This window comes from Pseudomonas sp. NCIMB 10586 (genome assembly GCF_023127895.1).
In the GTDB taxonomy this organism is placed as follows: domain Bacteria; phylum Pseudomonadota; class Gammaproteobacteria; order Pseudomonadales; family Pseudomonadaceae; genus Aquipseudomonas; species Aquipseudomonas synxantha_A.
Genome location: NZ_SPKQ01000018.1, coordinates 628,100 through 635,805 on the forward strand (window position 1 = coordinate 628,100; position 7,706 = coordinate 635,805).

At 56.6% G+C, this 7,706-nt stretch carries 9 protein-coding genes and 1 rRNA gene; 4 read left to right on the top strand and 6 right to left on the bottom strand.

Translation table 11 applies throughout. The features are described 5' to 3' along the window. Positions 1–16: 16 nt before the first annotated feature. The 4 genes from flgC to E4P01_RS10900 form a co-directional block, all read right to left on the bottom strand. Positions 17–460, bottom strand: coding sequence for a flagellar basal body rod protein FlgC (flgC, locus tag E4P01_RS10885; protein ID WP_005790586.1), 444 nt, complete (start codon positions 458–460; stop codon positions 17–19). 3 nt (positions 461–463) lie between these two features. Then, positions 464–871: a flagellar basal body rod protein FlgB gene (flgB, locus tag E4P01_RS10890; protein WP_003193573.1), complete on the bottom strand. Its 408-nt coding sequence runs from the start codon at positions 869–871 to the stop codon at positions 464–466. Positions 872–1,179: 308 nt separating this feature from the next. Beyond that, positions 1,180–2,007, bottom strand: coding sequence for a protein-glutamate O-methyltransferase CheR (gene cheR / locus E4P01_RS10895; RefSeq protein ID WP_005790588.1), 828 nt, complete (start codon positions 2,005–2,007; stop codon positions 1,180–1,182). 42 nt (positions 2,008–2,049) lie between these two features. Next, positions 2,050–2,982, bottom strand: coding sequence for a chemotaxis protein CheV (locus E4P01_RS10900; protein WP_005790590.1), 933 nt, complete (start codon positions 2,980–2,982; stop codon positions 2,050–2,052). A 74-nt stretch (positions 2,983–3,056) separates the two neighbouring features. Between E4P01_RS10900 and flgA the strand changes: the two genes are divergently transcribed. From flgA to E4P01_RS10920, 4 genes are all read left to right on the top strand, one after another. Beyond that, on the top strand, positions 3,057–3,812 hold the full coding sequence (gene flgA / locus E4P01_RS10905; RefSeq protein WP_032879840.1) for a flagellar basal body P-ring formation chaperone FlgA: 756 nt from the start codon (positions 3,057–3,059) through the stop codon (positions 3,810–3,812). 143 nt (positions 3,813–3,955) lie between these two features. Next, positions 3,956–4,279, top strand: coding sequence for a flagellar biosynthesis anti-sigma factor FlgM (gene flgM, locus E4P01_RS10910; protein WP_032879838.1), 324 nt, complete (start codon positions 3,956–3,958; stop codon positions 4,277–4,279). Positions 4,280–4,327: 48 nt separating this feature from the next. Then, complete coding sequence (locus E4P01_RS10915; RefSeq protein WP_216091990.1) at positions 4,328–4,798, top strand: flagellar protein FlgN; 471 nt, start codon at positions 4,328–4,330, stop codon at positions 4,796–4,798. Positions 4,799–4,894: 96 nt separating this feature from the next. After that, the gene (locus E4P01_RS10920; RefSeq protein ID WP_005790597.1) at positions 4,895–5,644 is read left to right on the top strand and encodes a flagellar brake protein; all 750 of its coding nucleotides are present in this window, start codon (positions 4,895–4,897) and stop codon (positions 5,642–5,644) included. 58 nt (positions 5,645–5,702) lie between these two features. Here E4P01_RS10920 and E4P01_RS10925 read toward each other — a convergent pair whose 3' ends face one another. After that, a complete protein-coding gene (locus tag E4P01_RS10925) occupies positions 5,703–7,082 on the bottom strand; it encodes an MFS transporter (protein WP_005790600.1) in 1,380 nt (459 codons plus the stop codon). Positions 7,083–7,399: 317 nt separating this feature from the next. After that, positions 7,400–7,515: ribosomal RNA gene (gene rrf, locus E4P01_RS10930) — 5S ribosomal RNA — on the bottom strand. Positions 7,516–7,706: the final 191 nt, after the last annotated feature.

The following is a 7,706-nucleotide window of genomic DNA, read 5'->3' on the forward strand; positions in this document are numbered from 1 at the left end:
TATTTGGCGCCCCTTATTACTGACCCAGGGTCAGGACCTTCTGCATCATGGCTTTGGCGGTGTTCATCATTTCCGCATTGGTCTGGAACGAACGACTGGCGGAGATCATGTCAGCCATTTCCTCGACCACGTTGACGTTGGGGTAGTAGACGTAACCCTTTTCGTTCGCGGCCGGATGGTTGGGCTCGTAACGGGCCTCCAGGTTGCTCTGGTCTTCGACCACACCCAGCACCTGCACGCCGGAGCCGGCTGCGTCCTGGTTCTGGAACAACGAATCGCTGCCACCGGCCTGGCCACCCTGGAACATGGTGGCAAACACCGGGTGACGGGCACGGTAAGTCTGGTCAATGCTCGAAGAGACGGTCTCGGCGTTGGCGATGTTACTGGCGACGGTGTTCAAACGCGTGGTCTGCGCGCTCATGCCACTGCCGGCAATATTGAAAACACTGGACAGGGACATGGCTTATTCTCCACGCAGGGCTGACATCAGCCCTTTGAATTTGCTGTTGAGCAGGGTAAAGCTGGCCTGGAAGTTCACCGAGTTCTCGGCGTAGTTCGATTGCTCCAACTGTGCGTCGACGGTGTTCTGGTCGATCGACGGCTGCATCGGCGTGCGATACAGCAACGACTCGTCACCCTTGCTCAGGCCTTGCGCTTCGATATGACGGCTGTTGGTCATGTTCAAGGCGAAGGTGCCGTTCTTGGTCTTGTCTTGCTGTGCGGCGAGCACGGCAGAGAAGTCCAGGTCCCGAGCCTTGTAGTTCGGGGTATCGGCGTTGGCAATGTTATTGGCCAGAACTTCGGCACGCTGGGCGCGAAAGCCCAGGGCTTGTTCATGGATACCGAGCGCTTTATCGAAGCTGATGCTCATGGCGGAAACCTTTAGGCTGACCTGCTGTTCGTTAGCAGGGTTATAGCAAGGTGCGTGCCAGTCTTTCAGGAGCCCGTATATCAAGGGTTTCGAGAGTAGGTGCCGGCGACTATGCCAGAAAAGCGGCAACGGGTTTCCGCGTGGCGCCAGTAAAGCGGCAATGGGGAGTTGCCGCTTTCTTCAACGTTGCCGCAGAAACAAATGTGGGAGGGGGCTTGCTCCCGATAGCGGTGTATCAGTGATAAAGACATCAACTGAACCACCGCTATCGGGAGCAAGCCCCCTTCCACACTTTAACTGCGTGCGACTTACTTGGCCTGGTAGATGATCCCCGGGCTGCACTGCACCATCTGGTAATGGTCCGGCAGGCCATTCAACGCTTCGGAAGCACCGAGGAACAGGTAACCGCCGCGCTTGAGCGTGCCGTGGATACGCAACAGGATGTCTTTCTTCACTTCGGCCGAGAAATAGATCAGCACGTTGCGGCAGAACACCATGTCGAACTTGCCCAGGCTGGCGTAGCTGTCGAGCAGGTTGAACGAGCGGAACTCCACGCGATTCTTGATCGGTGCCTTGATCGCCCAGCGCCCGGCGCCTTTGGGGTCGAAGTAACGCTGCAGGCGCTCCTGGGATAAACCGCGGCCCAGGGCCAGGCTGTCGTACTCACCGGTCTTGCAGTTGGTGAGCATGGTGCCGGACAAGTCGGTAGCAACAATTTGCGCGCCGGCTTTCAACTGGCCCATGTTGGTTCGCTCGAACTCGTCGATGGACATCGAGATCGAGTACGGCTCCTGCCCCGAGGAACAAGCCGCCGACCAGATACGCAGGCGCTGGCCAGGACTGGCCTTGATGGCTTCCGGCAACACTTTGTTCTTGAGCACTTCAAAGGGGTAGGTATCGCGAAACCACAGGGTTTCGTTGGTGGTCATTGCATCGACCACCATTTCCTTGAGCCCGCTGCGCGGCTGCCCCTGGATCCGCTGGACCAACTCACCCAGGGACTTGATGCCCTGCTGTTCCATCAGTTTGTTGAGACGGCTGGATACCAGGTACTGCTTGTTTTCACCGAGCAATATGCCACAGGCTTTTTCCAGGAAGACCCGGAACTGTTCGAAATCCAAATTACCCGTAGACAATGATACCGCCTCTTAAATCGTGTGATCGCCGGGGGAAATCCCCTAGCCGTGATCTGCTGCCTTGATCCGGTCGACTACCCGGGATGCGAGGTCATCAGGACGGAATTTGGCCAGAAAGTCATCAGCACCAACCTTCTTGACCATTGCCTGATTGAATACCCCCGACAACGAAGTATGCAGGATGATATGCAGTTTTTGCATGCGTGGATCGTTGCGTATCTCGGCCGTGAGCGTGTAGCCGTCCATTTCCGGCATCTCGATGTCGGAGATCATCATCAGGAATTCTTCTTCGGGCTTCTTGCCTTCGTCCACCAGCTTGCGCAGGTAATCCAAGGCCTGACGACCATCATTGAGTGCCACCACGTCTACACCAACGGTCTGCAGGCAGCGTGTGACCTGCTTGCGCGCCACTGAGGAGTCGTCCACGGTCAATACGCGCAGAGACACCGCCTTGTGTGCAGTCTCGGCATCCACCACACCCACAGAGATGGTTTCCGAAGTGGGCGCCACTTCGGCGAGGATTTTCTCCACGTCGATGATTTCGACCAACTGGTTATCGACCCGCGTCACCGCCGTCAGGTAGTGATCGCGCCCCGTGCCCTTGGGCGGCGGGTGGATCTCTTCCCAGTTCATATTGACGATACGCTCCACCGAGCGCACCAGGAAACCCTGGGTCTTGGTGTTGTACTCGGTGATGATCACAAAGGGGTTCTGGCGGTCTTGCAAACCCGCCGAGCCCGTGGCCATCGCCAGGTCAAGAATGGGAATAGTTGCACCACGGATGTTGGCTACGCCACACACCACTGGGCTGGACTTGGGCATGATCGTCAGCTTGGGGCATTGCAGCACCTCCCGCACTTTGAATACGTTGATGCCGTACAACTGCTTGCCATCCAGGCGAAAAAGCAACAACTCCAGGCGATTCTGCCCTACCAGCTGTGTGCGCTGGTTTACTGAATCCATTACACCTGCCATGCCCTGACTCCTAAATCCTGGGGGTACGACGCGCACCCAACACTAAACGGCACGAGCTTTGCTATTTATTAAACATGGATATTAAAACGACAGTTTCCCGACGCCCTAGCCACCGCAGGCTGTTCAGCACCGTGATGGCGCTGCTTGCCTTGAGCATTGGCGCTACCGCACGCGCCGACAATGTCACCCTGCCTGATCTCCTTATCGGCGTCACCCAGGGTTTTCTTGAATTCACTGTAGAAGATTATCTGGCGACCACGCAGACCCCGGGACGTTATGAAATTCAGGTCAGCCAGTTGGACCCGCGCTTGCGCATGCCGATGTGCGACAAGGAATTGACAGCCACGCTGGAAAGCCCTGCCCAGCCCATCGGACGCGTAACGGTAAAAGTTCGCTGTGAAGGCGCCTCGCCCTGGACGGTATTCGTGCCGGCTCAGGTCAAGCTGTTCCGCGATGTGGTAGTGGTCGCGCGACCGTTGAAACGCACCGGCATCATCGGCTACGAGGATGTGGCCCTGCGCGAGCGCGATATCAGCCTGATCAACCAGGGCTACCTGACCTCAGTGGACCAGGCTATCGGGCAGAGACTCACCCGACCAATGGTCACCGATCAAGTCATCACACTGGTTCATCTGGAACAGGCCGAAGTGATTCGCAAGGGTGACCAGGTGGTGATTTCTGCCAGCAGTGGCGGGCTGAACGTAAGGATGCCAGGGGAGGCACTGTCCAACGGCGGCATGAGCGAACAGATTCGCGTCAAGAACCTCAACTCCAATCGCGTGATCAAGGCGCGGGTCACGGCGCCAGGTCAGGTCGAAGTTGCTTTATAGATCACTGGAATCACAGCCCGGCTTTTCCTACACTGTGTATTGGATGTCGAGCGGTACAGGTTTATTGTCAATCGAGCCTAAAGTTTGCCCGGGTATGGCCGAAAACATGGCAAGCGTCCAAATACCCAGAGGTTTTTTTCACCATGGTCATTGATTTCAGTCGTTTGAATAGCACCCAGGCTTTGCCGGGCAATACGCGCACCAACGGTGCCAAGGACAGCGTAGAAGCCAAGTCCCAGCCCCTGCCCGCCAAGGCAGAGCAGGCCAGCGCCAGCCAGAGCGGGGAATCGGTACACCTGAGCAATGAGGCTCAACAGTTGCAGAAGGTCACTGACTCGCTGCGTGATCAGCCGGTTGTCAATAAAGCTCGCGTGGCTGAGTTGAAACAGGCCATCGCCGACGGCAGCTATAAAGTCGACAGCAGCCGTGTAGCCAGTAAGCTGCTTAACTTCGAAGCCGAGCGCTAGGCAAAAGCCTGCGCAGGGCTTTTGGACGCTTAAAACCCAAGGCCAGCCATGCACCACGACGAACATCTGCTTCAACTGATCATTGATGATCTGACGCCCACGCACCAGTTGCTTGAGCTGCTCAAGGAAGAATCCCTGGCCCTGTACGGCCGGGACATGCCCTTGCTCGAAGAAATCCTGGCGCGCAAGCAGTCGCTGATTGTGTTGCTCGAACAACACGGCAAGAAGCGCAGCCAGATACTCATCAGCCTGGGCCTGCCTGCCGATCACGAAGGCCTGGCACAACTGGCCAGCCATTCCTCGGTCGGTGATCAACTACTGGCGCAAAGCAAAGAACTCAATCAATTGCTTGCCCAGTGCCAGGAAGCCAACCTGCTCAACGGCCAATCAATCCAGCTTCAGCAAGCCACGACCGCCAATCAGTTGCGCATACTGCACGGTGGTGAGCCTCCGGCCCTGTACAACGCCCAAGGCTCCACCTCTCGCCTGGTCAAGCCAAGTACCCGCAGCCAAGCCTGACACCGGTTTACAGCGCGACCTATCCAAGGAGCGCTACATACTGGCAAAATGCCGGTTCTTGCGTGTAGTCGTACTTTGTCTGGAGATGGAAGAACCGTGTTCAACGCCCCTAATGCGGAAGATGCACCGCAGCCACCGAAGGTGCTCACTACGCCTCTGGAAGTCGCCAGCACATTACGGATGCTGCAAGAAAGCCATGATCCGCTGATCATCACTTTCCACGAACGCAGCCAGCGCTTTCAAAGCTATTTGGTGGATATTGATCGGGACAGCAAAACGCTGGCCCTGGATGAAATGATCCCCCGAGACGGTGAGCGCTACCTCGAGAACGGCGAACCCTTTCGTATCGAAGGCTTCCATGAAGGTGTACGGGTTGCCTGGGAAAGCAATGGCACGCTGAACATCAGCGAAAAAGACGGCCACCGTATCTATAGCGGCAGCATGCCTGATGAAGTGGTTTACCATCAGCGGCGCAATGCATTTCGCGCCGCGCTGAAACTTGCGCAATTGGTGAATATCGAACTGGGCGGCGAGAAGCTCAAGGCACCGATCAGCGGCAAACTTCTGGACATTTCCGCCACCGGCTGCAAATTGCGCTTTGAGGGCGATATCTCCGAGCGCCTGCAGTTGGGCCAGGTCTATGACCGCTTTATCGCCGCCCTGCCCTTTGGCAGCATGACCACCTCCGTCGAACTGCGCTACCTGCACTTCGAAGACAAGATCAACACGACCTTTGCTGGCGTGCGCTTTCACAACATGAGTGGTTTGGTGCAGCGCCAGGTGGAGCGTTTTGTCTACCAGCTGCAGCGCGAGGCTCGGCGCTTCGACAAGGACGATGATCTTTAAGGTTGGGACGCTGAAATAAAAAACGGGCAGTTCCTGATAGGAACTGCCCGTTTTTCGTTCAGGGGCGTGCCCTGCTCAAGTCATGGGGATGTTCATCCGGGTCCACCGGCTCCTGCGGCTCTTCATTGGCTGGCTCATCAGTTACCGGGTCTGGCTCGGGTTCCGGGTCAGGGACAGTGACCTGCATCTGCTCCTGTACCACTTGCTCATCCACCCGTGGGTCTAGCGCTGCTACCAGCGGTGAACTGGACATGCTGTCAGGCATCGCCACGTGATGCAGCGGGGCGTCGTCGACCTGGTGCAGGTTGGTCACTGCTTTGGGGCGGATGCGCCATACCAGGATCAACGCACACAAACTGAAAAACGCGTAGAGCATCTGGCTGCCGAACAACTTCATCACTACGCCCGCCAGCAGTGGGCCGATACTGGCGCCTATGCCGTAGGTCACCAACAACATGGCCGTCAGCGAAACCCGACGATCACCTTCTACATGATCGTTGGAAAAAGCCACTGCCAATGGGTAAAGGCAGAATTGCACCAGCGAACAGAAGAAGCCTGCCACAAACAGCACTTCCAGCGGTACTTGAGTCATGATCGCCAGCGGCAACGCTGTTACGGCCAGGCACAACGCAAAGCAGCGAATCAACAGCGCGCGGTCATAGCGGTCCGATAGCCATCCCAGCGGCCACTGAACGACCAAGCCGGCAAAAATGCAGCTCCCCATGAACAAGCCGACTTGCTCAGTCGTCAGCCCCTGCTGAGACGCGTAGAGCGGCGCCAAACCGTAGAACGACCCAACGATCAAGCCCGCGCCCAGCACCGTACTAAGAGACTGTGGCACACGCTTTATAAAAAAACGGGGCTCCATCGGGGCCGGGTGCAGGGGCGCGGGGTGAATGCGTCGGGTCATGGCCACAGGCACCAGGCACAACGCAAAACACAGCGCGACCAACATCAGCAGTTCAAGCCCAAGGTGAGGATGCATAACCAGGATCAACTGCCCCAGTACCAACCCGAGGTAGGACGCGATCATGTAGCCGCTGAACACTACGCCACGCTGCTTGGCATCCGCCTGTTCATTGAGCCAGCTTTCGATAACCATGTACTGGCACATCATCCCCAGGCCGACGATTATCCGCAGCACGATCCAGGCAGGTAGCCAATCAATCAAGCCATGACCCAGCACTGCCGCGCCGACGATTCCGGCGCAAGTCGCGTAGGCACGAATATGTCCAACGCGGGCAATCAGGCGATGCCCGATCTTGCCGCCCAGTACCAAGCCAAAATAGTTGGCGGCCATCAGCGCACCGACCCACAAACTGTCGACATTGTCTGCCGCCAGGCGCAAGGCCAGGTAAGTACTGAGCAGGCCGGAGCCAATCAGCATCATCAAAGAGGCGAAATAAAGGGCTCGAAAAGATTTCCAGATCTGGCGCATCGGCGTTCCGAGCGGCTCCTTGCGGTAAGGGATTGGGCTATCGGCATGATAGTCCGGGTGGTCGGGTCCGGACAGGCGGTGCGGCCTGTTTCCGGGGATTATTTTGCATAAGAGCTCAGACGTTGCACCTGTGTCTGTAGGTACACAACGATAGAGATAAATACATGACGCCCCTGCTGTGAACCCTGAAGCGCTGCAAGGTTCGACTGATCTTTGAGGCTTTGCAAAAAGCTGTGGGTATTGAATAGCTCGGTACTTTTCGACCGCCCAAAACAAAACCCCTGTTTGCGTTAGCAAACAGGGGTTCTGGAATTTAATCTTGACGATGACCTACTCTCACATGGGGAAACCCCACACTACCATCGGCGATGCATCGTTTCACTGCTGAGTTCGGGATGGGATCAGGTGGTTCCAATGCTCTATGGTCGTCAAGAAATTCGGGTACTGAGTCGTGACCAGTTGGCCTCGCTTCAGCAAATTGGGTATGTGACAGCTTTCGGTGTTTTGTGAGCGTCGAACTTTCGGTTCATCTTCGTCTTCACACACCGCAATCTGATGCTCGTTAGAGTAGTCAAATTGCTTGGGTGTTATATGGTCAAGCCTCACGGGCAATTAGTATTGGTT